At 41.3% G+C, this 22,715-nt stretch carries 28 protein-coding genes and 1 other annotated feature; of the genes, 25 read left to right on the top strand and 3 right to left on the bottom strand.

Annotation, left to right across the window (positions count from 1 at the left end; genetic code table 11):
• Positions 1–50: 50 nt before the first annotated feature.
• Positions 51–893 (bottom strand): DegV family protein, encoded by an 843-nt coding sequence (locus HMPREF2704_RS10275; RefSeq protein ID WP_070846562.1) that lies wholly within the window; start codon positions 891–893, stop codon positions 51–53.
• A gap of 129 nt (positions 894–1,022) precedes the next feature.
• On the opposite strand from HMPREF2704_RS10275, the gene HMPREF2704_RS10270 reads away from it, so the two are divergent.
• Entirely contained in the window at positions 1,023–1,592 is a 570-nt protein-coding gene (locus tag HMPREF2704_RS10270; RefSeq protein ID WP_037599347.1) for a TetR/AcrR family transcriptional regulator, read from the top strand.
• A gap of 99 nt (positions 1,593–1,691) precedes the next feature.
• Positions 1,692–2,261 (top strand): HD domain-containing protein, encoded by a 570-nt coding sequence (locus HMPREF2704_RS10265; protein WP_070846561.1) that lies wholly within the window; start codon positions 1,692–1,694, stop codon positions 2,259–2,261.
• A gap of 42 nt (positions 2,262–2,303) precedes the next feature.
• Here the strand turns inward: HMPREF2704_RS10265 and HMPREF2704_RS10260 are convergent, their stop codons facing one another.
• Complete coding sequence (locus HMPREF2704_RS10260; RefSeq protein WP_070846582.1) at positions 2,304–3,182, bottom strand: polysaccharide deacetylase family protein; 879 nt, start codon at positions 3,180–3,182, stop codon at positions 2,304–2,306.
• Positions 3,183–3,357: 175 nt separating this feature from the next.
• Between HMPREF2704_RS10260 and HMPREF2704_RS10255 the strand changes: the two genes are divergently transcribed.
• The 16 genes from HMPREF2704_RS10255 to HMPREF2704_RS10180 all read left to right on the top strand — a co-directional run bounded on the left by HMPREF2704_RS10255 (position 3,358) and on the right by HMPREF2704_RS10180 (position 16,839).
• Entirely contained in the window at positions 3,358–4,644 is a 1,287-nt protein-coding gene (locus HMPREF2704_RS10255) for a homoserine dehydrogenase (RefSeq protein ID WP_070846560.1), read from the top strand.
• A 2-nt stretch (positions 4,645–4,646) separates the two neighbouring features.
• Positions 4,647–5,513 (top strand): homoserine kinase, encoded by an 867-nt coding sequence (thrB, locus tag HMPREF2704_RS10250; RefSeq protein ID WP_070594957.1) that lies wholly within the window; start codon positions 4,647–4,649, stop codon positions 5,511–5,513.
• Positions 5,514–5,596: 83 nt separating this feature from the next.
• Positions 5,597–6,577, top strand: coding sequence for a hypothetical protein (locus tag HMPREF2704_RS10245; protein WP_070846559.1), 981 nt, complete (start codon positions 5,597–5,599; stop codon positions 6,575–6,577).
• A 118-nt stretch (positions 6,578–6,695) separates the two neighbouring features.
• Positions 6,696–7,592, top strand: a complete 897-nt coding sequence (gene murB / locus HMPREF2704_RS10240) for a UDP-N-acetylmuramate dehydrogenase (protein ID WP_045759572.1) — start codon at positions 6,696–6,698, stop codon at positions 7,590–7,592.
• 208 nt (positions 7,593–7,800) lie between these two features.
• On the top strand, positions 7,801–8,958 hold the full coding sequence (locus HMPREF2704_RS10235) for an ABC transporter ATP-binding protein (RefSeq protein WP_045759571.1): 1,158 nt from the start codon (positions 7,801–7,803) through the stop codon (positions 8,956–8,958).
• Entirely contained in the window at positions 8,939–9,745 is an 807-nt protein-coding gene (locus tag HMPREF2704_RS10230; RefSeq protein WP_070846558.1) for an ABC transporter permease, read from the top strand. The genes HMPREF2704_RS10235 and HMPREF2704_RS10230 overlap by 20 nt, the downstream gene beginning before the upstream one ends.
• On the top strand, positions 9,742–10,515 hold the full coding sequence (locus HMPREF2704_RS10225) for an ABC transporter permease (protein ID WP_003002847.1): 774 nt from the start codon (positions 9,742–9,744) through the stop codon (positions 10,513–10,515). The genes HMPREF2704_RS10230 and HMPREF2704_RS10225 overlap by 4 nt, the downstream gene beginning before the upstream one ends.
• Positions 10,512–11,582: an ABC transporter substrate-binding protein gene (locus HMPREF2704_RS10220; RefSeq protein WP_045759569.1), complete on the top strand. Its 1,071-nt coding sequence runs from the start codon at positions 10,512–10,514 to the stop codon at positions 11,580–11,582. Before HMPREF2704_RS10225 ends, HMPREF2704_RS10220 begins: the two co-directional genes overlap by 4 nt.
• A 145-nt stretch (positions 11,583–11,727) precedes the next feature.
• A complete protein-coding gene (locus HMPREF2704_RS10215; protein ID WP_049507336.1) occupies positions 11,728–12,195 on the top strand; it encodes a hypothetical protein in 468 nt (155 codons plus the stop codon).
• 31 nt (positions 12,196–12,226) lie between these two features.
• On the top strand, positions 12,227–12,652 hold the full coding sequence (locus HMPREF2704_RS10210; protein ID WP_049507337.1) for a hypothetical protein: 426 nt from the start codon (positions 12,227–12,229) through the stop codon (positions 12,650–12,652).
• 122 nt (positions 12,653–12,774) lie between these two features.
• Positions 12,775–13,212: a lipoprotein BUG3 gene (locus tag HMPREF2704_RS10205; RefSeq protein WP_080978893.1), complete on the top strand. Its 438-nt coding sequence runs from the start codon at positions 12,775–12,777 to the stop codon at positions 13,210–13,212.
• Positions 13,213–13,258: 46 nt separating this feature from the next.
• Positions 13,259–13,702 carry a hypothetical protein gene (locus HMPREF2704_RS10200; protein WP_070846556.1) on the top strand — a complete coding sequence of 148 codons (444 nt, stop codon included), beginning with the start codon at positions 13,259–13,261 and terminating at the stop codon, positions 13,700–13,702.
• Positions 13,703–14,044: 342 nt separating this feature from the next.
• Positions 14,045–14,485, top strand: a complete 441-nt coding sequence (locus HMPREF2704_RS10195; RefSeq protein WP_070846554.1) for a hypothetical protein — start codon at positions 14,045–14,047, stop codon at positions 14,483–14,485.
• 88 nt (positions 14,486–14,573) lie between these two features.
• On the top strand, positions 14,574–16,178 hold the full coding sequence (locus HMPREF2704_RS10190) for a hypothetical protein (protein WP_024055916.1): 1,605 nt from the start codon (positions 14,574–14,576) through the stop codon (positions 16,176–16,178).
• Between the two features lie 15 nt (positions 16,179–16,193).
• Positions 16,194–16,481 (top strand): hypothetical protein, encoded by a 288-nt coding sequence (locus HMPREF2704_RS10185; protein WP_024055917.1) that lies wholly within the window; start codon positions 16,194–16,196, stop codon positions 16,479–16,481.
• Positions 16,482–16,494: 13 nt separating this feature from the next.
• Positions 16,495–16,839 (top strand): hypothetical protein, encoded by a 345-nt coding sequence (locus tag HMPREF2704_RS10180; RefSeq protein WP_024055918.1) that lies wholly within the window; start codon positions 16,495–16,497, stop codon positions 16,837–16,839.
• Positions 16,840–16,858: 19 nt separating this feature from the next.
• Here the strand turns inward: HMPREF2704_RS10180 and HMPREF2704_RS10175 are convergent, their stop codons facing one another.
• On the bottom strand, positions 16,859–17,293 hold the full coding sequence (locus tag HMPREF2704_RS10175; RefSeq protein WP_049507343.1) for a DUF6556 family protein: 435 nt from the start codon (positions 17,291–17,293) through the stop codon (positions 16,859–16,861).
• Between the two features lie 192 nt (positions 17,294–17,485).
• Here HMPREF2704_RS10175 and HMPREF2704_RS10170 point away from each other — a divergent pair, with 192 nt between their 5' ends.
• The 7 genes from HMPREF2704_RS10170 to HMPREF2704_RS10140 all read left to right on the top strand — a co-directional run bounded on the left by HMPREF2704_RS10170 (position 17,486) and on the right by HMPREF2704_RS10140 (position 22,673).
• Complete coding sequence (locus tag HMPREF2704_RS10170) at positions 17,486–18,628, top strand: cysteine desulfurase family protein (RefSeq protein WP_049507345.1); 1,143 nt, start codon at positions 17,486–17,488, stop codon at positions 18,626–18,628.
• Between the two features lie 18 nt (positions 18,629–18,646).
• Positions 18,647–19,867 (top strand): tRNA uracil 4-sulfurtransferase ThiI, encoded by a 1,221-nt coding sequence (gene thiI / locus HMPREF2704_RS10165; protein WP_070449094.1) that lies wholly within the window; start codon positions 18,647–18,649, stop codon positions 19,865–19,867.
• A gap of 52 nt (positions 19,868–19,919) precedes the next feature.
• Positions 19,920–20,462, top strand: coding sequence for a membrane lipoprotein lipid attachment site-containing protein (locus HMPREF2704_RS10160; protein WP_024055387.1), 543 nt, complete (start codon positions 19,920–19,922; stop codon positions 20,460–20,462).
• Positions 20,463–20,602: 140 nt separating this feature from the next.
• Positions 20,603–20,690 (top strand) — a sequence feature (ribosomal protein L21 leader region).
• 34 nt (positions 20,691–20,724) lie between these two features.
• Positions 20,725–21,039: a 50S ribosomal protein L21 gene (gene rplU, locus HMPREF2704_RS10155; protein WP_003002830.1), complete on the top strand. Its 315-nt coding sequence runs from the start codon at positions 20,725–20,727 to the stop codon at positions 21,037–21,039.
• A gap of 15 nt (positions 21,040–21,054) precedes the next feature.
• Positions 21,055–21,399, top strand: a complete 345-nt coding sequence (locus HMPREF2704_RS10150) for a ribosomal-processing cysteine protease Prp (protein WP_003002581.1) — start codon at positions 21,055–21,057, stop codon at positions 21,397–21,399.
• A 17-nt stretch (positions 21,400–21,416) separates the two neighbouring features.
• On the top strand, positions 21,417–21,710 hold the full coding sequence (rpmA, locus tag HMPREF2704_RS10145) for a 50S ribosomal protein L27 (RefSeq protein ID WP_003002805.1): 294 nt from the start codon (positions 21,417–21,419) through the stop codon (positions 21,708–21,710).
• A gap of 216 nt (positions 21,711–21,926) precedes the next feature.
• Positions 21,927–22,673: a DeoR/GlpR family DNA-binding transcription regulator gene (locus tag HMPREF2704_RS10140; protein WP_003007732.1), complete on the top strand. Its 747-nt coding sequence runs from the start codon at positions 21,927–21,929 to the stop codon at positions 22,671–22,673.
• Positions 22,674–22,715: the final 42 nt, after the last annotated feature.

Here is a 22,715-nt window from a genome sequence, read left to right as displayed (position 1 = left end):
AAACAATAAAGAGGCTAGGACTTTTGTCCTAGCCTCTTTTTAGTGATAACTTAGATTTCATAGCCCATGAGGAGTCCGCCTTCTTCGGCGTAGAAACTACAAAGTCCAGAAGTAGGAAGGACTTCGATGTTTGCACGGGCAAATTTTTCACGAACCAATGCAGAGAATTGCTCGATAAATTTTTCATTGTTGCGGTGGGCGATGGTAATATGCCCGCCATTATAGCCTGCCTTGATTAATTCATCAAAAGCAGCCTTGATCGCTTTCTTTTGGCCCCGTGCTTTTTGAAGCAACTCGAGGGTACCCGTCTTACTAGCTTCCCCAACCATACGGATATTGAGGAGCCCGACAACCGTTCCAATCAATTTGCTGAGACGCCCATTTTTGACCAGATTATCAACCTTGGCCAAAACAAAGAGCAACTTGGTTTTTTCTTGATATTTGGTGATAACTTCGACCACTTGATCAAAATCGAGACCTTCAGCGACCAACTGATTGAGCTTGCGAACGATTAGGTCCACCTCGCCCCCAGCTGACAAGCTATTAATGACGTGAATATTGGTATTCGGATGCTCTTCCAGATAAATTTTCTTGGCCACCTCAGCACTATTGTAACTACCAGAAAGGGTCCCTGTGATGGTAACAACGAAGATATTATCCGCCCCTTCAAAAGACTTCATATAATCATCCGGACTTGGGCAGGCAGACTTAGATGCAGTCGCAGTCGCATACATCTCCTCCATCATCTGATCAATATTAAGTTGGGCATCATCTGTATAGATGGTATCACCCACTTGGATGGTCAGTGGGACACTGACAAACTCCGTATCTGGTGCCAGGTTGTCCAAAGAGCGGTAGTCACAGCCTGAATCCGCAATAATTTTCCATTTCATCAGTTCATACCTCATAATTGTATAAAAATGTACATTGACAAGTAGATTGTCTTCTTTTACAATTATATCATGAAGTGCAATGCTATCCAAGCAGATATCATCAGGTGAGACAGATAGAAAGTAAATGTTATGGCAGAAAGAAAAATATCCGAGAAATCCTTGGAAAATCTCAAACGATTTAACCAAGAAAACAATGCGATTACACGAGAATCCATCGAAATCTCTCTCCTGCAACTATTGGAGAAAAAAGATCTGAAAAAGATCACCATCTCTGAGCTGGTTCAGCGTGCTGGGGTCTCTCGCGCGGCCTTTTACCGCAATTATGGATCAAAAGAAGAGATTCTAGAGTCTATCTTTCAATCTAGTATCGCAAAGATTACCAAGTCTTTAGATGGCTACAACCTCAAGACAGATCTCTACCAAGTCTGGGTCTATCTTTTTAAGGAAGTTAAGAAAGAAGCTAAGATTATCAGCCTGGCCATTGATTACAATTTTGAGCGACTCTTGACCAAGGCAGTCTATGACTTTTTAGAGAAACGAAATGGCAGCTCCTCAAATGGCGCTGGCAGCTACCTCAATTCTTTCTGGAGCTCAGCTATTGTCTCTGTCATCTCCAAGTGGATCAAGGATGGCATGAAGATCCCAGCTGAAAAAATCGCTACGTTAGGTCTCCCCCTCTTTCCACAAAAGAAGAAGTAAGAACCACCGAGAGGTGGTTTTAAAGTAAACTGCGCCTCTCCATAACTAGTTCAAATGAATAGATAAAACTGAGCACAGATTGAACAAAGGACAAGAACGATGATCGAAGAACGAATTTTTGCTGCTAAGCAGTATGTGAAAACCTTATTTGCTGATCGATCGGATGGTCATGATGTAGAGCATACCCTCCGCGTCTATAGCAATGCTATGAGAATCGCACAAGCAGAAGGTCCATGTGATCTGGAGATAGTGGGCTTGTCTGCTCTTCTTCACGATACTGATGATGATAAATTGTTTCAAACGGAGAATAATGCGAATGCTCGTAAGTTTCTAGAAGAGATTGGTACTCCCAAAAACCAAATCGACCAGATTTGTCGGGTCATCAATGCTGTTTCTTTCAGCAAAAATCGTGGTAAACATCCAGAAACCATAGAAGGAAAGATTGTCCAGGATGCAGATCGGCTGGATGCGATAGGAGCTGTAGGAATTGCGCGAACTTTTTCCTATGGTGGCCACAAAGGGAGACCCCTTACTGATACCGTCCAACATTTCCATGACAAGTTGCTCCTCTTAAAAGATGAAATGAACACGGAGACTGCCAAACAAATAGCAGAAAGTCGCCATCAATTTTTAATCACCTTTCTAAATGAACTAGAGAAGGAACTCTAACAAGAACCCCTGTCTGAAATGATTTCAGACAGGGGTCTTTCTTTATTCTTGGATCATGGCTAGGAGATCCTCTCCTGTAGTGGTTGGAAGGATCCGAACTCGTTTGAGGGCATAGAGGCCATCAGCGGAGCTGGCGAGTCCATTTTTAGTGGTGAGGCCTAGTTTGTAGTCGGCTTTCTTGGCTTGGTCGATCGTGACCTGGCTGTAGCGACCAGATGGGTAGACGATAACGCTGGTATTTTGATCCAGCACCTTATCCAGCAGGCGTTTAGAAGCGACCAGCTCATTCTTTTGGGTCTCAAGACTGGAATTGGCTAGGTCTGGATGATTGACCGTATGGCTTTCAAAGGTCAAGCCAGATTTTTTCATCTCTTTGATTTGGTCAAAGGTCAGGACATTTTCTTTTTCTTTTTGTGTAAAGTCCGTGATGATATTGTTAGTGGCGGTCATCTTATATTTTTTGAGAAGCGGATAGACGATAGTATAGAAATCTTCGACGCCATCATCAAAGGTTAGCCAGACAAATTTCTTTCCTTTTGGGACTTCATTCTTGGCGAGGATGCGATAGGCTTCCTCAGGTGTCAGGGTGTAGTAACCCGCTTTTTTCAGGGCCTTTAGTTGGCTTTCAAAGGTCTCTGGATCGACAATCAGATTGGCATTGGCAGCTTCGGACTCGGCCATATTGTGCACGGAGTGGTACATGAGGATGGGCAGTTTGACCGGCTTTTTCACCCGAGTCCACTCGATAGAGGAACTGTGTTCATCTAGCGAGCGCGTCATGGCAGTGCCACTGGTATTCCCGTCACTCGGCTGAGTGATCCGTTTGATCAGAAGAAAGCTACAAATAAAGATACAGACCAGTAGGAGGGCATTGATTCCAAGTAGGGCTTTGATTTTTTTAGGTACTCTTCGTTTACTCATAGTGTCACCGTTTTCATTATTTTCTTTATTGTACCACAAATTCTATGTTCTTTTCCAGAACTTGCTACAGGCAGAGCCTGTCATGAAAATTCAGAATTTTTAAGGCAATTGGCTGTCAAACGCTCAAGTTTTTGTTATAATGGAGCTACTATAGAAAATTCAAGGAGTCAATAGGATGTCTGTTAAGATTGCCTTACTAGGATTTGGTACTGTTGCAAGTGGCGTACCATTTTTATTAAAAGAAAACCATGAAAAAATCACTCAGGCAGCTCAAGATGAAATCGAGATCGCTAAGGTCTTGGTTCGAGATGATGCGGAGAAGGAAAAATTGCAAGCTGCTGGTCATAACTACAACTTTGTGACCAATGTCGATGAGATCATTGAAGACAAGGACATTGCCATCGTGGTCGAATTGATGGGTCGTATCGAGCCAGCTAAGACCTTTATCACCCGTGCGCTGGAAGCAGGGAAGCACGTAGTCTCTGCTAACAAAGATCTTCTTGCCGTTCATGGAAGTGAGTTGCTAGAGATTGCAAAAAAACACCAAGTGGCCCTTTATTATGAAGCTGCCGTAGCTGGTGGGATCCCAATCCTTCGGACCTTGGTGAATTCCCTTGCTTCCGACAAGGTGACCAAAGTGCTCGGTGTGGTCAATGGAACATCAAACTTCATGATGACCAAAATGGTCGAAGAAGGCTGGACTTATGAAGATGCTTTAGCAGAAGCGCAACGTCTTGGTTACGCTGAAAGTGATCCAACCAACGACGTTGAAGGAATCGATGCTGCCTACAAGATGGTGATCTTGAGTCAATTTGCCTTTGGGATGAATATCCAATTTGAACAAGTAGGTCACAAAGGAATCAGCCAAATCACTCCTCAAGATGTATCGGTTGCTCAAAGCCTTGGATATGTTATCAAGCTTGTCGGCTCCATCGTTGAAACAGAGTCAGGGATCGCAGCAGAAGTAACACCAACCTTCCTTCCAAAACAACATCCACTCGCAGGAGTGAATGATGTCATGAATGCGGTCTATGTGGAATCCATCGGTATTGGTGAGTCTATGTACTACGGACCAGGTGCTGGTCAAAAACCAACTGCGACAAGTGTCGTAGCCGACCTCGTTCGCATTGTCCGTCGACTAAAAGAAGGAACAATCGGTAAAGCCTTCAATGAATACAGTCGCCCTCTTCAATTGGCTAAGCCAGAAGACGTGAAGAACAATTATTACTTCTCAATCAAAGCACCAGATGCGACTGGTCAAATCTTGCGTCTTGCGGAAATCTTTAATGCAGAAGGAGCTTCCTTCAAGCAAATCCTTCAAGAAGACTCAGATGGTCACTATGCAAGTGTTGTCATCATTACTCACCAAGTTAACCAAACTCAATTCAAGAACTTGGTTGAAAAATTGGATTCAGAGGCGAATTTCGAACTCTTGAATACCTTTAAAGTCTTGGGAGAATAAGCATGAAAATTATTGTTCCAGCAACCAGTGCCAATGTAGGGCCAGGATTTGATTCGGTTGGGATTGCCGTGACTCGCTATTTGACCATTGAAGTCCTTGAACCAGCTGATGCTTGGTTCATTGAGCATGATCTTGGAGCAGGGATTCCGACAGATGAGAAAAACCTTTTGCTCTCAACAGCTCTTTCTATCTCAACTGATATGCAACCCCATCGGATCAAGATGACTAGTGAAGTGCCTTTGGCGCGTGGTCTTGGATCTTCTAGCTCGGTCATTGTAGCAGGGATTGAATTGGCCAACCAATTAGCCAACCTCCAGCTATCAGATGCTGAGAAATTACGCATCGCGACCGAGATCGAAGGGCATCCGGATAATGTAGCTCCAGCTATCTTTGGGAATATGGTCATTGCGAGCTATATCGGTGAGGATGTCCAATATGTCACGGCTGACTTCCCAAGCTGTGACCTTGTGGCCTTTGTACCGAGCTACCAATTGAAGACCAGCGATAGCCGCAATGTCCTACCGAAAGAATGGTCTTATAAGGAAGCTGTTGCAGCTAGTAGTGTAGCCAATGTGGCCATCGCGGCTCTTCTCAAGGGAGATTTGGAGACGGCTGGTCGCTCCATTGAGTTAGATCATTTCCACGAGCGCTATCGTCAATCCTTGGTCAAAGAATTCCCTCAGGTAAAAGAAGTTGCGCATCAACACGATGCTTATGCCACCTATCTTTCAGGAGCAGGCCCAACGATCATGAACCTTTTGGCACCAGAGCATGTCGCATCCTTTGTAGCAGCTCTCGCAGCACTTGGGCTAGATGGTCAGATTTTCCAACTTAAAATCGACACATTTGGCGTTCGTGTCGAGAAATAAGACTGAATGTAACACAATTGAAAAAAGGATGTATACTTTTGTATATGTCCTTTTTGCTTCTCCTATGGTAGAATGGAAACTGTATGGGGAAAAGCTCAAGCTTTCCCGAAAATCTAGGGGGAAACATGAAACCAGAATATTTATATAGTATTGCTACCGATCTTGGACTGCAATTTGATGGCGAAGCCCGTGTGATGTATGGAGAGCGTGAAGGCTTCTTGTTAGTCATTGAAGGCGCTCAAACCAAGAATGTATTTACCATTTCACTCAGTGTGAAACAAGGTTCCGAAGGAGACTTGATCGAAGAAAGTGAAATTCTTTGGAATGAATTGAAAGAACAATCAAAAGCCATTAATGCCATCTCTTCTGATGGTTACTTGACCTCGATCGTAGTCAAAGGTGGAATGACCAAAGGGAAGGCTGTCGAAACCTTATGGACAGCTATCCAAGATATTGTTGATTTCTTGCTCAACCACCAATTTGTGCAAGTGAATGCGCAAACGGGTGAGGAAGGGCCAATCGGTCTGTATCAAATTGGAGATGCGATCTTTTTAATCGACGATGAAACCTTTAGAGCCTACCAAGCCGAAGTGCAAGATACAGTTGAGGCTTATGAAGCGCGGGAAGAAAACTTCCTTTTAGGGATTGTAGGGGCTGTGATCGGTGTAATCATCGGTGGAGCAGTTGCCCTCTTGGTAGCGCGTCTTGGCTATGTATCTGTTTTAGCAGGGGCTGCCCTCGGTTATTGTACTATCAAAGGTTATGAGATTCTTGGTAAGAAATTGACTAAAAAAGGTGTGGTAGTTTCAGCTATTTTGATGGTCTTGACCGTCTTTTTGGTCAACCAATTAGATTATACTTTGGCGCTTATGAGTGAACTGGATTTGCCATTTGATATGTCCTGGACGCTTCTCAATGAAGCGACATTTTCAGGGGACGTCCCAGATAAATTTTACTTGAATCTAGGCTTGCTAGCTGTCTTTACTCTTGGTGGTGCTTGGATTTCGGTCAAATCAGCTCTGGATGGACAAAAGAATCGTGCTATCGCACGTAAAATTGCATAATAAATGGTAAAAGGAAGGCCTGAATATTATAGGTCTTCTTTTGTTTTTTAGGGTCGAAAAATAGTCAAAAATTTGGTATAATAGTTTGTATTTTTATAGAGAGAGAACAGACAGAAAGATGAATGAAAAAATGAATCAAATTCTTGAAGGGATTGATATCCGTTTTCAAGAACCATTAAAACATTATACCTATACAAAGGTCGGTGGGAATGCTGAATTTTTAGCCTTCCCTCGCAACCAATACGAATTAAAACGCATCGTCCAATTTGCCAACCAAGAGCAAATTCCATGGATGGTCCTGGGCAATGCGTCCAATATCATTGTCCGTGATGGGGGCATTCCGGGATTTGTCATTATGTTTGATCGCTTGCGAGATATCAGTGTGGATGGTTATGTGATCGAAGCAGAGGCAGGAGCTAAACTCATCGACACCACTCATGTGGCATTGCACCATAGTTTGAAAGGCTTCGAGTTTGCTAGTGGCATTCCAGGCAGTGTCGGTGGTGCTGTCTTTATGAATGCGGGAGCCTATGGGGGAGAAATCGCTCATGTCCTAGTATCCTGTAAGGTCTTGACCAAAGACGGGGAGATCGAAACTCTGTCAGCGAGTGAACTAGCTTTCGGTTACCGTCATTCTAAGATTCAAGAGACAGGTGCTGTCGTCATCTCTGCCAAATTTGCTTTGTCACCAGGCAATCACGAGCAAATCAAACAGGAGATGGATCGGTTGACCCATCTTCGTCAGTTGAAACAACCCCTTGAATACCCTTCTTGTGGATCTGTCTTTAAGCGTCCTGTCGGTCATTTTGCAGGTCAATTGATCAGCGAAGCAGGTCTGAAAGGCTATCGAATTGGTGGTGTGGAAGTTTCTGAAAAGCATGCTGGCTTTATGGTCAATGTCGACAATGGAACAGCTAAGGACTACGAAGACCTGATCGCCCATGTTATTGAGGCAGTAGAAGCTCACTCAGGCGTCCGTTTAGAACCAGAAGTTCGTATTATCGGTCAAGCCTAAGAACGTTAGTATTGAAGAACAATTGATAGTGTAAACATCGATAGCATCAGTCGGAAAGGGGGTGAGTGCCTATCGATACCGTAAATAGGTGGGGCAGTCTAATAAGTCCCCGAGAGGTATTGGTGGTCTGACAGGTCTTCCTGTCAGCCGCTGCGTTTTCGTTTGAAAAGCAGTTTGGTAATCGTAGTAAAGAAGGAATTTATGTGAATTGAAAAAACCAATTATTGAGTTTAAAAATGTAACAAAGGTCTTTGAAGATAGCGGAACCGTTGTCCTAAAGGATATCAATTTTGAATTGGAAGAAGGGAAGTTCTATACCCTGCTCGGTGCATCTGGATCAGGAAAATCAACTATCCTTAATATTATTGCTGGTCTTTTGGATGCTAGCTCTGGAGATGTCTACCTTGATGGGGAACGGATCAATGATGTCCCTACCAACAAGCGGGATGTCCACACCGTCTTTCAGTCCTATGCCCTGTTTCCGCATATGACGGTCTTTGAAAATGTGGCTTTCCCCCTTCGTTTGAAAAAGCTGGACAAGGCTGAGATTGAACGCCGTGTTTCAGAAGTCTTGAAAATGGTCCAGTTAGCAGGATTTGAAAAACGTTCAATCCAAAAATTATCGGGTGGTCAACGTCAGCGGGTAGCTATTGCACGGGCTATTATCAATGAACCACGAGTGGTCCTTTTAGATGAGCCTTTGTCTGCACTTGACTTGAAACTTCGGACAGACATGCAGTATGAGTTGCGGGAATTGCAACAACGTTTGGGGATTACCTTTGTCTTTGTTACCCATGATCAAGAAGAAGCCCTTGCCATGAGTGACTGGATCTTTGTCATGAATGAAGGAGAGATCGTCCAATCTGGTACTCCCGTGGATATCTATGATGAACCGATCAACCACTTTGTAGCGACTTTTATCGGGGAGTCTAACATTTTAGATGGTCGCATGATAGAGGACTACTTGGTTGAGTTCAATGGCAAACGCTTTGAAGCCGTCGATGGGGGAATGCGTCCAAACGAACCAGTTGAAGTCGTCATTCGTCCTGAAGACTTGCAAATCACCCTTCCTGAAGAAGGCAAGCTCCAAGTAAAGGTGGACACCCAGCTCTTCCGTGGTGTGCATTACGAGATCATCGCCTATGATGATTTGGGAAATGAGTGGATGATTCACTCCACTCGTAAGGCCATCGTGGGAGAAGTCATCGGGCTAGACTTTGAACCAGAAGATATCCACGTTATGCGTCTCAATGAAACCGAAGAAGAATTCGATGCGCGGATCGAAGAGTACGTTGAAGTAGAAGAGCAAGAAGCTGGTTTGATTAATGCCATTGAGGAGGAAAGAGATGAAGAAAACAACCTCTAATCTATTTATCCTCCCCTATTTCTTGTGGATTTTTCTCTTTGTCTTGGCTCCTGTAGTCATGATCATCTTTCAATCGTTTTTTAACGTTGAAGGGCAGTTTTCACTTGAAAACTACAATGAGTTCTTCACTTCGCAAAATCTGACCTATTTAAAGATGAGCTTTAATTCGGTCCTTTATGCCGGAATCGTCACCCTGGTGACGCTCTTGATCTCCTACCCGACTGCTTACTTTTTGACGCTGCTCAAACACCGGCAGTTGTGGTTAATGTTGATCGTCTTGCCAACCTGGGTCAATCTCTTGCTCAAGGCCTATGCCTTTATCGGAATCTTTGGGCAAAACGGCTCCATCAATAGCTTTTTAAGCTTTCTCGGAGTCGCTCCCCAGCAGATCCTCTTTACCGATTTCTCCTTTATCTTTGTAGCTAGCTACATCGAGTTGCCTTTTATGATTTTGCCGATCTTTAATGTCTTAGATGACTTAGATCCAAATTTGATCAATGCCAGCTATGATTTGGGAGCCAATGGTTGGGATACCTTCCGTCATGTGGTCTTCCCCTTGTCCATGAATGGAGTCCGCTCAGGTGTACAATCTGTCTTTATTCCTAGTCTGAGTCTCTTCATGTTGACACGGATGATCGGTGGAAACCGGGTCATTACTTTGGGGACTGCGATTGAACAGCACTTCCTAACAACACAAAACTGGGGAATGGGTTCTACCATCGGAGTTGTTCTGATCCTTGCCATGCTCTTTACCATGTGGGCAACTAGAGAAAGGAGAGAACGATGAAAAAAGTATCTCATTTCTATCTAGGCTTCGTCTTTCTGATTCTCTATCTTCCCATCTTCTATTTGATCTTTTATGCCTTCAATAAAGGGGGAGATATGAATGCCTTCACAGGCTTCACACTTGAGCATTTCAATGAATTGTTCGCAGATAGTCGCCTGATGCTGATCTTATCAGAGACCTTCCTCTTGGCCTTCTTGTCAGCCTTGATTGCGACGGTGATCGGAACCTTTGGAGCCATTTATATTTACCAATCCAAGAAAAAGTTAGAAGGTCCTTTGCTTTCCATCAACAACATTCTCATGGTAGCGCCAGACGTTATGATCGGGGCCAGCTTCTTGATTCTCTTTACGACGGTGAAGTACCAGCTAGGTTTCCTATCTGTTCTGGCTAGCCACGTGGCCTTCTCGATTCCCATTGTGGTCTTGATGGTCTTGCCACGACTCAAGGAAATGAACCGGGATATGGTCAATGCTGCCTATGACCTGGGAGCTACTCAAGTGCAAATGCTCAAAGAGATCATGTTGCCGTATCTGACACCAGCCATTATCGCCGGTTACTTTATGGCCTTTACCTATTCTCTTGATGACTTTGCCGTGACCTTCTTTGTAACCGGAAATGGCTTTACAACCTTGTCTGTAGAGATCTACTCACGTGCGCGTCAAGGAATTTCCCTCAGTATCAATGCCTTGTCCGCCCTTGTCTTTCTCTTTAGTGTGCTTTTGGTCATCGGTTATTACTTTATTACCCGTGAAAAGGAGGAAGCAGCATGAAAAAACTTTATTCATTCCTAACTGGGATTGTCCTTGTCATTCTGGTCCTCTGGGGAATTAGCCACCAGATCGAAGCCAGCATGAATACCAAGAATAGTGACAAGCTGGTCATCTACAACTGGGGAGATTATATCGATCCGGAATTGCTCAAGGAATTTACAAAAGAGACAGGGATTCAGGTGCAATATGATACCTTTGATTCCAACGAGGCCATGTACACTAAGATCAAGCAAGGTGGAACCACTTACGATATTGCGATTCCTAGTGAATACATGATTGCTAAGATGATGGATGAGCATCTGGTTGAAAAGTTGGACCAATCCAAGATCAAAGGGATGGAAAATATCGATCCAAAACTCTTGAACCAATCGTTTGATCCAGGCAATCAATATTCAGTACCGTATTTCTGGGGGACCTTGGGAATCGTCTACAATACCAAGATGGTTAAAAATGCTCCTGAACATTGGTCAGATCTCTGGCGTGAAGAGTACAGAAATGACATCATGATGTACGATGGTGCGCGTGAGGTCATGGGAATTGGTCTCAATACCTTGGGCTATAGCCTCAATGAAAAGGATCCAAAGAAATTGCAAGAGGCAGTAGATAAACTCTACACCTTGACGCCAAACATCAAAGCTTTGGTGGCCGATGAGATGAAAGGCTATATGATCCAAAACAATGCGGCTATTGGGGTTACCTTCTCAGGAGAGGCTAGCCAAATGCTCGAAGCCAATAAGGATCTTCGCTATGTCGTCCCAACTGAAGCCAGCAACCTTTGGTTTGATAACATTGTCATTCCAAAAACCGTGAAAAATAAAGAAGCAGCATATGCCTTTATTAACTTCATGCTTCGTCCTAAAAATGCTTTGAAAAATGCTCTTTATGTCGGCTACTCAACGCCAAATAAAAAAGCCAAAGCCATGTTGCCAAAAGAAATCCAAGATGACCAATCCTTCTATCCAAGCGATGAAACACTGGACCATTTGGAAGTCTATCAACAATTAGGCAAGAAGTTGCTTGGAGTCTATAACGATCTTTACCTTCAGGTCAAGATGTATCGAAAATAACACAAAAGGAACCTCCAGGTTCCTTTTTGATTACCTTTAAAAAGCTCTAACTAGTGACTTAGATTGAGATTCAAATGAAAGATGCTATAATAGTAAGGAAAGTGACCGCCTATTTAGTCATGAAAGGAAGGATTGGAGAAAAAAAATGAAGAGACGAGTGGAATTATTTTTAATCATCCTGTTACCGATTCTAGGACTGGTTTTTCTTGGAGGAAAAATCATGACCCTGACCAAAAGGCCGGAGCAGAAGATAACAAGCACTTCTTCAAAGAAAGTTGTACAAAAATCAAAGGAAGAAATAAAAAAAGAGCAAATCGCTTATCTAAAAGAGCACGAGCAAGAAATCGTCGATTTTGTGAAATCCCAAAATCCAAAAGTCGAATCCGTTCAGGTTAATTGGAACAGTATGCAAATTGAAGAGTCTGGGAATGGAACGCCTCAGGGTGGTGGATACAATTTATCTATTTCTGGTAAAATTAATCAATTAGAAAACACAAAATTCTCCGTTGATTTTTACCTAGAAGATCAAAATAGCATACCAACTATCAAAAAAATGGGGATGCTAAATGATATCTATATCGAGGAAAATGGTGGCTGGAAAATTTTTTCCTAAGTAAATAGAAGTATTAGTGTTATTAGGAAACATGAAAAGTAAAATGAATTGTACACTTAAGTTAATATCTTTAATGCTAATTTTCACAATTATTGGAGGTTGTAGTGTAAAGCAAAAAGCTCATACGAAACAAGCACAAACTGCAACCTCTTCCTCCACCAAAGAGGATACAGCAACTGTTACTCAAAGGCAAGTCGACTTTTTAAAAAAACACGAGTCCGAAATTACGAACTACATAAAGTCGAATGATCCAGAAGTTGTTCAAGTCAAGTATGACTGGGATAGTGTGAAAGTAGGAGATAGTGGTGCTTTTACGAAATCTGGATTTGACATCCGTTTAAAGGTCTATGGGGCAAATGATAAGGAACTAAATGGCTATTCATTTTTTATTGTCCCAAAACCAAATGTTGAGAATCCAAGTTCAATTGATTCAATTTCTGGTTCGAATTTTCCTTGATAAAATCAATAGATCATTCTATCTATTAAGAGGGAAAAATTTGAGCTATGAGCCCATAATAGCTCAGGGAATGACGGGTGGACATTTTAAAGAATAATCTGTACAGAATGATAGGAGAACTTATGAAAAGTCGAAAAATCATGATTATAGTTGCTTCAATTATAGCGCTCCTAAGTATAGGTGGATGTACCGTGAAGCATAAAGATGATACCAAACAAGGAAAAACGATTGCTGCTTCATCAATCAAAGAAGACAAAGAAGCCATTAAACAAAAGCAGCTCGCTCACCTCAAAGAGCATGAAAAAGAAATTGTTGATTTTGTGAAAGCCCAAAGTCCGAAAATAGAATCCGTTCAAATATATTGGGATGAAACTCAGTGCGGAGTAGCAGGGAATGGAACACCTCAAGGTGGTGACGAAATGATTCTCATTTTTGGTGGATTTAATCAAAATCCTGAATCGAGTTGGCGAGTTGATGTAGTCGTGGAAGATGGAAAAATTAATTTAAAAATGATGTCTTTGGGCCAATCCTTAAGGATAGGTGGAAGAATTTTCGAATAAATAAGTTGATAGATAAATTCGAAGTGAGTAGATTGGAGAGAATTAAATGAAGAGACAAATGGAACTATTTTTGATCATTTTGTTACCGATCCTAGGACTGGTTTTTCTTGGAGGAAAAATTATGACCCTGGCCAAAAGACCCGAACAGAAGATAACGACCTCATCTTCAAAGAAAGTCGTACAAAAACCAGAAGGAGACATAAAAAAAGAACAACTGGACTACCTAAAAGAACACGAACAGAAGGTTATTGATTTAGTCAAAGCACAAAATTCAAAAGTTGAATCCGTTCAGATTGATTGGGATCAGACACAATGGGGTGATGGTGGACTGACAACTCCTGAATATTATATGAATGTTTTTGGACGTATAAATAATATTGAAGAATCGGGTTGGGGAGTAGATATCCCAATTAATGATGACAATACATTGAATCTAGATGAGATGTATATAGGATCCGACATTAACATAGGGGGAAGATTATTTGAGTAATTTGAACTTAAAATGATAGGAAAAAACGTGCTATGTGTAAGTAATAGACCATTAGTCTAGATCGTAACCAACGTCATAACTCTTTAATTTAAAACTTTGATAATCAAAAGTAAAGAATTAATTAACTCATGTTTTAAAAAGCTCTATGTAGTGAGATAACTTGATTTTCAAACTATAAATGCTATAATAATTAAAATAATATTCATCTAGTTTTCAATCTTAGAATAGAAAATAGCAGATAAATAGTATGAGTTGAACAAATGACTATTACAATGAGTTTGTTAAGAGAAATGACAGGTGGAAATTTTAGAGAATAATCTGTACAGAATGATAGGAGGACTCATGAAAAGTCGAAAAATCATGATAATAGTTGCTTCAATTGCAGTGTTGCTAAGTATAGGAGGATGTACCGTGAAACATAAAGATGATACAAAACAAGGAAAAACGATTGCTGCTTCATCTACGAAAGACCTAAAGGAAGATGAAGAAACTATAAAGAAAAAACAACTGGACTATCTAAAAGAACACGAACAGGAGATTGTTGATTTAGTCAAAGCACAAAATTCAAAAGTTGAATCCGTTCAGATTGATTGGGATCAGACACAATGGGGTGATGGTGGACTGACAACTCCTGAATATTATATGAATGTTTTTGGACGTATAAATAATATTGAAGAATCGGGTTGGGGAGTAGATATCCCAATTAATGAGGATAATACATTAAATTTAGATGAGATGTATGTAGGATCCTACATTAGAGTAGGGGGGAAATTATTTGACTAATTGAAATTTAAAAAGTTTTGATAATCTATATGCTTCATTAGCAGAATCAGCTTACAGAGATAGACCAAATAAGTTTCCATATGAACAATTGGATCCGGAAAGTCGAAAAAAATTTGATTCAGGGAAATCCATTGAATTTAATTTCTCCATAGATGCAAAAGATAAGGATGGACAGATAACTAAAGGTGGCGGTACGGATCTACCGAATGGTGGCAATGTTTATCTTCAACCGGATAATAAAAAGTTGTTAGAGGATGAAGAAACTGGATACCACGCTTATTATGTCACAGATACTGATACGATCAACGCGAATACGCACCAGACTTATTTTTCGATTCGTGGAAGTGATGGTTTTGGAATTAATTTACCACAAATCAAAAAAGGTAATTTTAAGGAATTTAACTATCAAGATTGGATCAATAATGATGCTGCTTTTGCACTTACGGATGCGATTGTTCCCCAAGCACAATATGCTACAAAAGGGATGAAAGCAAAGATCACTGAATTAGAAGAAAAAGCTGCCCCGGATGCTAAAATGGATGTAACGGCTCATTCGCTTGGAACAATGGTATCCGTACAAGGTTTGGCAGGATTATCTGAATCAGAATTGAATCACGTTGGAAAAGCAGTTCTTTTTGATGGCCCAGATACAACAGCGAGTTTAAAAAAAGCTGGGTATAGTGATGAAAAACTGAAATTATTGGATAAAAAAATTGTTTATTATGTCAATCCTTTTGACCCAGTTAGCATGCTCAATCGGGATAAACCATGGGATCAACAACTTGGTCAAGTTAATGTAGTTGTCCCAATTAAGTATACTAGTATGATGGACAAGTATTCTTCTCACGATTTTGGTGCCTATCAAATAGACAGTTATGGGAATATCCTAACGGCATCGGAATCCTATCATCCAGAGTTGTTAGTTGCTGGCCAGAGACTTGCTAAGCTGAACAGAAGAACTATAGATAATCTGAAGAAGTATTTTCCTGAGGAAGCAATTGAACGCTTTGTGACAATGAAACCAGAGGTATTTCAAAAACTTGCTTCATTGTTACATGAAGCATTAAAAGATCCTTGGAATCATAAGACAGAAATTTATTTAATATTTCGTGACGGATTTGGTATTGGTATCACTGATGCCACGAAAATAATTGCTAATATACCTTCAATTGCTTCAGGACTTTCAGAATATTTACAAGAATATGCTAAAATTATAAAAGATGCCCAGAAAGCTTCTTTGGAATGGGATCGAAAAAATTTAGACCTCAAGAATCCCAATAATTTGCACAACAAAATTAAAAGTGCTGGGAGCTATGCGGAGCGAATCTTACTTCGCACAGAATTGTTATATGCAGCAGTTCAATTGGCAGATGCAGATATTGAGCAGAAGGTGTCAGAAACAGAGAAAATGATCACGACTGCGGAAGAAAACATAAAAATAGAGGTTGAATTATCTAGAAATGTTATTTTTGGATTGGGATGGGCATTGTCAGCAAGTGAAAGAGAAAGTTTAATGACTGACTTGACTTTTGAACATTTGTGGGATAGCGGAATTGCGGAGACCGATAAAAGTAATTTAAAGAACTACAAAGAAAAAATGAGTGGCTTCTCAAAGAGTATGATTCAATGTGCGCAGAAACTTGTAGAGGTTGATGAACAAGGCGCAGCTGATATTTTTGGATCCCTATCATAAAAGAAGGAGGAAACGATGCCAATAAGTTTACCGTTTATGAATGAAAAAATACTGGAAGGACTGAAAGCACAACAGAGATTGGCAATAAAAGCGGCTGTTGTAGTAGCAGTGAACACTATAAAGCTAAAGAATATATCTCTCCAAGCAAGACTGCATATAAAAGCAGAGGAATTAGAAAACTATGCAAAAAAGACTTACAGTGAAAATATCACAGATGGTCTTGAAGGACAAGCCGCAACTGCGGCAAAAAACTATTTGTCTAAAGTGAGCAAACCAGAACTTACTAGTCCGCTAAGAAATTGAGAATTGACAGAAGATGAAGGAAGATCTTTATAAATTAGAACTTGAATTTGATAGCAAAATGAAACAGTTAAAGAAAAAAGAGGAATCTCTTGAAGAAGATCTCTCTTATTTTCTACAGCAAACGGACCAGTTGAAAGAAGAAGTCTATCGCATGGCAGAAGGTGAGTTACCTGCAGAAGTTCATACTTATTTTTTCCAAATGGATGAAAATAGTGAACGATTTCGACGTGACGTCTTTGAACAATTGGATCAAATCCAGGAAGAGCGCTCAAAGCTCAAATGGGAGTATGACAATGAAATAGATGCATTCTATAAAAATCAGAAAAAGCTGGAATCGAAATCCAAAAAAAATCAGTAAGGTTGTGCTTACTGATTTTTTAGTTGGATCCAGATGATGCTGTATCTGCGCCACTGTCTGTTGCGGTGGAACCTTGATCTTGCGCTGCAGATGAACTAGTTTCTGTAGCAGATGAGTTATTGGTTTCTTTCTGAGAACTTGTCTCTGTATTGCTTGAATCGGTTTGCGTGTTGGTATTTGTGTTGGTATCTGTCGCGGTGGAGTCAGAACTTTTATCGTGAACCACGACGACGCTGGTGCTACTAGATGGTTTGTCTTCTGTCTTTTGATTGTCTTTATTGAGCAGGCTCATAATAGTAAAGGAAGTGACGATAATCCCTAAAAGACTAGCAATTGTAGCTACAACCGTTTGAAATACGGATAGGCCTTGTTTGACTTTTTCACCACGTGAGGGTCTAGAATCTGTAGTATCCTCAGGTTTTTGGTTTTTGTTGCTTCTTGAATATTGTGACATGTTCATTCTCTTTCTATCAAAAATTGTTTTTTAACACTTTCCTATTATAAGTCATTTTCTGAAAAATGTCTAAAAAGAACTGAATTTTATGGAGTGATTTTACTTCATCTCTCTTTATCAAATCCTTGTCCCAAGCGGTTAGAAATGATAAAATAGAAGCTACGTAAAAAGAAAGTGATGGATGCGTAGGACATGATTTATTTTGACAATTCAGCAACGACCAAACCTTATCCAGAGACCCTTGCGACCTATACAGAAGTAGCCACTCGGATCTGGGGCAACCCTTCTAGTTTGCACAATCTAGGTAGTCAAGCTACTCGTATTTTGGAAGCTTCTCGGAAACAAATTGCGGAGCTAATTGGCAAGAAAGCTGAGGAAATTTACTTCACGTCTGGTGGGACCGAAGGGGACAACTGGATCATCAAGGGTGTCGCTTTTGAGAAAGCTCCTTATGGCAAGCATATCATTGTCTCTGACATCGAGCATCCCGCTATCAAGGAGTCCGCTGCTTGGTTAAAGACGCAGGGATTCGAAGTGGATTATGCTCCAGTGGATGCGCGTGGCTTTGTCAAAGTGGATGCCTTGGCTAGTCTTCTCCGTCCAGATACGACCTTGGTCTCTGTCATGGCCGTCAACAATGAGATTGGCTCCATCCAGCCCATCCATGAAATTGCGGCTCTCCTTGAGGATCGCCCAACGATTAGTTTCCATGTCGATGCTGTTCAAGCTTTAGCCAAGGTAGCAACAGAAGTTTATCTACCAGAGCGCGTGGACTTTGCGACCTTCTCTAGTCACAAATTCCATGGTCTTCGTGGAGTTGGCTTTGTCTACATCAAAGAAGGCAAAAAGATCACCCCTATCTTAACCGGAGGTGGTCAAGAAAAAGAAATGCGCTCGACAACTGAGAATGTGGCAGGCATCGCAGCAACCGCAAAAGCCCTACGCTTAGCTATGGAAAACCAAGAAGCTTTTGCCAGTAAGACCCAGCAGATGAAAGAAGTGATCCGCAAAGAATTGGCCAACTATCCAGATGTCACTGTCTTTTCTGGTGAGGATCACTTTGCCCCTCACATCTTGACTTTCGGGATCAAGGGAGTTCGTGGTGAAGTAGTGGTCCATGCCTTTGAAGAGTTTGATATTTACATCTCGACCACCAGTGCCTGCTCGTCCAAGGCTGGAAAACCAGCTGGAACCTTGATTGCCATGGGAGTGGACAAGAGCATCGCTCAGACAGCAGTTCGCCTCAGTCTCGATCTTGAAAATGACATGAGCCAAGTCGAGCAATTCTTGACCAAGTTCAAACTGATTTACGAACAAACACGAAAAGTACGTTAATTTTAGAAGGAAATCAACATGACCTTAACCTATTCAGAAATTATGATTCGCTATGGAGAGCTTTCTACTAAAGGGAAGAACCGCATGCGTTTCATCAATAAACTTCGCAATAATATCCAAGATGTTTTATCTATTTATCCGGCTGTCAAAGTGACAGCGGACCGCGATCGGGCCCATGCTTATCTACATGGGACGGATTATGAGCCGGTGGCTGAATCCCTCAAGCAAGTTTTTGGAATCCAAAATTTTTCACCTGTTTACAAGATTGAAAAATCAGTACCAGCCTTAAAAGCGGCAGTGCAAGAGATTATGAAGGAGATATACAAGGACGGCTTGACCTTTAAAATCTCAAGTAAGCGAAGTGACCATACCTTTGAACTCGATAGCCGCGAACTCAATCAAACCTTGGGTGGTGCTGTCTTTGAAGCCATTCCAACCATTCAGGCTCAAATGAAAAAACCAGATATCAACTTGCAAGTTGAAATTCGAGAAGAAGCAGCCTACATCTCTTATGAAACCATTAAGGGAGCTGGTGGCCTTCCTGTTGGTACATCTGGCAAAGGGATGCTCATGCTATCTGGTGGGATCGACTCTCCAGTAGCTGGCTACTTAGCCTTGAAGCGTGGGGTGGATATCGAGGCCGTTCACTTTGCGAGCCCCCCTTATACCAGCCCAGGTGCCTTGAAAAAAGCCCATGACTTAACACGGAAGTTGACCAAGTTTGGAGGAAATATCCAATTTATCGAGGTGCCCTTCACAGAGATCCAAGAGGAAATCAAGGCAAAAGCGCCAGAAGCTTACCTCATGACCCTGACCCGTCGCTTTATGATGCGCATCACAGATCGAATTCGCGAGGTTCGCGGTGGTTTGGTCATTATCAATGGTGAAAGCTTAGGACAAGTGGCTAGTCAAACCTTAGAGAGTATGCAGGCCATCAATGCGGTAACCAATACACCAGTTATCCGTCCGGTGGTGACCATGGACAAGTTGGAAATCATCGATATTGCCCAAGCCATCGATACTTTTGAAATCTCTATCCAACCGTTTGAAGACTGTTGTACCATCTTTGCACCAGATCGTCCAAAGACGAATCCGAAACTCAAAAATGCAGAGCAGTATGAGCAACGGTTGGATGTGGAAGCCTTAGTTGAGCGAGCTGTAGCAGGCATCATCGTAACAGAGATTACTCCAAAAGTGGAGAAAGACGAGGTCGATGACCTGATTGAGGATTTGCTATAGGAGAGACTGGGCGTATCCAGCCTCTTTTTCTAACCAACTTAAAGGAGACAAGATGAAAAAAATTATCGTATTAATGACAAGTTTGCTTCTGTTGACAGGCTGTGTCAAAGTATCGTTTACTGGCCCGAAAAAAGAAGAGAAGACTAGCCAATCAAGCAATAGAAAAAAAGAACCCCTCACATTTGTCAGGGCCGAGCAGTATAAAGACCAGGACAACGAAGTCTTGGAAGCGTCTGAGAAATTTATCAAGGAACATCCAACGCTTGGAGAAGCTGGAAAATTATTTGTCTTTTTTCCAGGATATACCTTTGGAAATGAGGAAAATCGCTTCGCCTTATTCTTTATTGTGAATCGTACCACCACAACCATCGATCGTGATGGATCCTTTGTCCTGAATTTGGAATATGATGGAGAGCCACTTTTTAAAGATGTCACAGTTGACTATGAAGTGAGCGAATCGGGTGTGTTAAAACCCAATACTGCTGCAGCGATTCCGATAAAAATTACTAAGGAACAAGAAGAAAAAATGAAGGGGATGAACGATTCGTCTAAAGCCAAAATGAGCTTTAATGACTTTAAATTTAAGGATAAGTAGATGAAGAAGTCGGACTGACAAGCGATCTTAAAATAAAAGATATAAAATAATCGCTTTTATAAAAGAAATTCGTTTTCAAAGCGCAAAAATACTTGTCTTTGTCTGATAGAAGTGATATACTAAGAGAGTTGACTATGCACATGCCTGTGCAACCGCTCGAACATCGTCGCTCATTTCCATGAGAGTAAGTGGTTCGTCCCACGATGCTAGGCGAGTCTTCACAAAAATACGGGGAAACCCAAAAATACATAGGAGGTGCATAATGAGCACATACGCAATCATTAAAACTGGCGGAAAACAAGTTAAAGTTGAAGTTGGTCAAGCTATCTACGTTGAAAAATTGAACGTCGAAGCTGGTCAAGAAGTTACATTTAACGAAGTTGTTCTTGTTGGTGGTGAAAACACTGTTGTCGGAACTCCACTTGTTTCAGGAGCTACTGTTGTTGGAACTGTTGAAAAACAAGGAAAACAAAAGAAAGTTGTTACTTACAAGTACAAACCTAAAAAAGGTAGCCACCGTAAACAAGGTCACCGTCAACCTTACACTAAAGTTGTCATCAACGCTATCAACGCTTAATTATTAGGAGAACACATGATACAAGCAGTCTTTGAACGAGCCGAAGATGGCGAGCTGAGGAGTGCAGAAATCACTGGGCACGCTGGAAGCGGTGAATATGGCTTTGATGTCGTGTGTGCATCGGTTTCGACTCTAGCCATTAACTTTGTCAACTCTGTTGAGAAATTTGCAGGCTACGAACCGGATCTAGAATTAAACGAAGAAGAAGGTGGCTTCCTTCGGGTCACAATCCCGACAGATATTCCACCACATCAAAGAGAAATGACCCAACTATTCTTTGAATCATTTTTCTTAGGGATGGCAAACTTATCGGAGAACTCTTCAGAGTTCGTCCAAACAAGAGTTATCACAGAAAACTAACATGGAGGAAAACAATTATGTTGAAATTGAATCTTGCTAACTTGCAACTTTTCGCCCACAAAAAAGGTGGAGGTTCTACATCAAACGGACGTGATTCACAAGCAAAACGTCTTGGAGCTAAAGCAGCTGATGGACAAACTGTAACAGGTGGATCTATCCTTTACCGTCAACGCGGTACACACATCTACCCAGGTGTGAACGTTGGACGTGGTGGAGACGATACTTTGTTCGCAAAAGTTGAAGGCGTAGTACGCTTCGAACGTAAAGGTCGCGATAAAAAACAAGTTTCTGTTTACCCAATCGCAAAATAAAAAGGTTCAGTGAACCTTTTTATCCCGAGCCTTGAAATATTAAGGTGAGGAAGCTAGAAATAGCATAAATCAAAGCTTTCCGGATTGACGGAAGGCTTTTTTCTTTTATTTATTCAAAAATATCGTGTTTACTCTTGTTAATATAATGTTTGAATTTGTGTTTTTTGAAAAATGTAGTATAATAGAGACAAATATAGTAGGAATGGAAGTAGTACCATGAAAGATAGCAGACATGTTGAAATTCTTCAGGAACTGGATCGAAAAAGTGTGGTATCGGTCAAAGAACTCAAGGAACTTTTTGGGGTGACAGATATGACCATTCGTCGCGATCTGATTGATCTTGAAAAACAAGGTCTTTTAGTTCGTGTACATGGTGGGGCCCACAAAAAAGTCAAAGATAGCTTATTAGAAGCTTCTCACAGTGAAAAAAATCTGATCAATATTGATGAGAAACGAAGCATTGCCAAAAAATGTGCAGACTTGATCGAAAATGGGGATACCGTCTTTATTGGCTCTGGTACAACAACAGACTTTATCGGAGATTATTTGGAAGGGAAAGAAATTAGCATCGTCACCAACTCCCTGCCTATTTTTGAGAAGCTCAAGGATTTCCCGAATTATGACTTGATATTAGTTGGTGGTCGCTACCGGGTAAAGACACAAACCTTTGTCGGTCAATTTGCCAATAAACTTTTGAAAGAAATCAAGGTTTCTAAGGCCTTCATCGGGGTCAATGGGATCGATGGGCATAGTGTCTCCACAGCCAATGAAGAAGAAGGAAATGGCAATGCCATTATTCTGAACAATGCGATAGAGAAATATGTGGTAGCTGATAACAGCAAGTTTGATAGTTATTCCTTCTACAGTTTCTATCGTGTGGAAGATCTAAATGCCATTATTACCGATGATAGTATTCCAAAGAAAATCAAAGACAAATACGCCTTGTATACGAAAATCATATAAAACAAAGTGAGGCTGGGACAAAAGTCCTAGCCTCTCAATTGT

It is taken from the genome of Streptococcus sp. HMSC076C09 (assembly GCF_001837905.1).
GTDB lineage: Bacteria > Bacillota > Bacilli > Lactobacillales > Streptococcaceae > Streptococcus > Streptococcus parasanguinis_I.
The sequence above is the reverse complement of the archived record's forward strand: the minus strand, read 5'-3'. Positions and strand labels throughout refer to the sequence as shown.

Bases quoted from the DNA above. Each gene is read 5' to 3' on its own strand.
- HMPREF2704_RS10185 (WP_024055917.1), top strand. From the start codon at position 16,194: ATGCCAATAAGTTTACCGTTTATGAATGAAAAAATACTGGAAGGACTG.
- HMPREF2704_RS10230 (WP_070846558.1), top strand. From the start codon at position 8,939: ATGAAGAAAACAACCTCTAATCTATTTATCCTCCCCTATTTCTTGTGG.
- murB (WP_045759572.1), top strand. From the start codon at position 6,696: ATGAATGAAAAAATGAATCAAATTCTTGAAGGGATTGATATCCGTTTT.
- thrB (WP_070594957.1), top strand. From the start codon at position 4,647: ATGAAAATTATTGTTCCAGCAACCAGTGCCAATGTAGGGCCAGGATTT.
- HMPREF2704_RS10195 (WP_070846554.1), top strand. From the start codon at position 14,045: ATGAAAAGTCGAAAAATCATGATAATAGTTGCTTCAATTGCAGTGTTG.
- HMPREF2704_RS10270 (WP_037599347.1), top strand. From the start codon at position 1,023: ATGGCAGAAAGAAAAATATCCGAGAAATCCTTGGAAAATCTCAAACGA.
- rplU (WP_003002830.1), top strand. From the start codon at position 20,725: ATGAGCACATACGCAATCATTAAAACTGGCGGAAAACAAGTTAAAGTT.
- thiI (WP_070449094.1), top strand. From the start codon at position 18,647: ATGACCTTAACCTATTCAGAAATTATGATTCGCTATGGAGAGCTTTCT.
- HMPREF2704_RS10160 (WP_024055387.1), top strand. From the start codon at position 19,920: ATGAAAAAAATTATCGTATTAATGACAAGTTTGCTTCTGTTGACAGGC.
- HMPREF2704_RS10215 (WP_049507336.1), top strand. From the start codon at position 11,728: ATGAAGAGACGAGTGGAATTATTTTTAATCATCCTGTTACCGATTCTA.
- HMPREF2704_RS10175 (WP_049507343.1), bottom strand. From the start codon at position 17,293: ATGTCACAATATTCAAGAAGCAACAAAAACCAAAAACCTGAGGATACT.
- HMPREF2704_RS10260 (WP_070846582.1), bottom strand. From the start codon at position 3,182: ATGAGTAAACGAAGAGTACCTAAAAAAATCAAAGCCCTACTTGGAATC.
- HMPREF2704_RS10210 (WP_049507337.1), top strand. From the start codon at position 12,227: ATGAAAAGTAAAATGAATTGTACACTTAAGTTAATATCTTTAATGCTA.
- HMPREF2704_RS10180 (WP_024055918.1), top strand. From the start codon at position 16,495: ATGAAGGAAGATCTTTATAAATTAGAACTTGAATTTGATAGCAAAATG.
- HMPREF2704_RS10275 (WP_070846562.1), bottom strand. From the start codon at position 893: ATGAAATGGAAAATTATTGCGGATTCAGGCTGTGACTACCGCTCTTTG.
- HMPREF2704_RS10170 (WP_049507345.1), top strand. From the start codon at position 17,486: ATGATTTATTTTGACAATTCAGCAACGACCAAACCTTATCCAGAGACC.
- HMPREF2704_RS10200 (WP_070846556.1), top strand. From the start codon at position 13,259: ATGAAGAGACAAATGGAACTATTTTTGATCATTTTGTTACCGATCCTA.
- HMPREF2704_RS10140 (WP_003007732.1), top strand. From the start codon at position 21,927: ATGAAAGATAGCAGACATGTTGAAATTCTTCAGGAACTGGATCGAAAA.
- HMPREF2704_RS10220 (WP_045759569.1), top strand. From the start codon at position 10,512: ATGAAAAAACTTTATTCATTCCTAACTGGGATTGTCCTTGTCATTCTG.
- HMPREF2704_RS10205 (WP_080978893.1), top strand. From the start codon at position 12,775: ATGAAAAGTCGAAAAATCATGATTATAGTTGCTTCAATTATAGCGCTC.
- rpmA (WP_003002805.1), top strand. From the start codon at position 21,417: ATGTTGAAATTGAATCTTGCTAACTTGCAACTTTTCGCCCACAAAAAA.
- HMPREF2704_RS10245 (WP_070846559.1), top strand. From the start codon at position 5,597: ATGGGGAAAAGCTCAAGCTTTCCCGAAAATCTAGGGGGAAACATGAAA.
- HMPREF2704_RS10265 (WP_070846561.1), top strand. From the start codon at position 1,692: ATGATCGAAGAACGAATTTTTGCTGCTAAGCAGTATGTGAAAACCTTA.
- HMPREF2704_RS10255 (WP_070846560.1), top strand. From the start codon at position 3,358: ATGTCTGTTAAGATTGCCTTACTAGGATTTGGTACTGTTGCAAGTGGC.
- HMPREF2704_RS10150 (WP_003002581.1), top strand. From the start codon at position 21,055: ATGATACAAGCAGTCTTTGAACGAGCCGAAGATGGCGAGCTGAGGAGT.
- HMPREF2704_RS10225 (WP_003002847.1), top strand. From the start codon at position 9,742: ATGAAAAAAGTATCTCATTTCTATCTAGGCTTCGTCTTTCTGATTCTC.